Here is a 246-nt window from a genome sequence, read left to right on the forward strand (position 1 = left end):
CCAGCACCGGCGACGGCTTCACCGGCTCGATCAAGACCCTCAACCTCAACGTCAAGGCCAAGTTCGTCCGCATCGAGAATCCCAGCGACAAGGGTCCGCACTTCCGGATCTACTCCGCCGGCAACGTCGATTATGCGTAGCGCGGGATTATGCGGAGTCGTTGGCTGGTGGCCGCGGTTTTCAAGGGCTTTGCCGCTGTGTCGCTCCGCATAATGACGGGGCGCTGTCCGCGGCGCCTCGCGTGTT

The 246-nt window shown here is 63.0% G+C and carries 1 pseudogene; it reads left to right on the forward strand.

Annotation, left to right across the window (positions count from 1 at the left end):
• Window positions 1-131: pseudogene (locus G8O24_RS43415) on the forward strand (DUF736 family protein); the annotation flags it as partial.
• Between the last annotated feature and the right edge of the window lie 115 nt (window positions 132-246).

Source organism: Bradyrhizobium campsiandrae, from assembly GCF_014529705.1.
Lineage (GTDB): Bacteria > Pseudomonadota > Alphaproteobacteria > Rhizobiales > Xanthobacteraceae > Bradyrhizobium > Bradyrhizobium campsiandrae.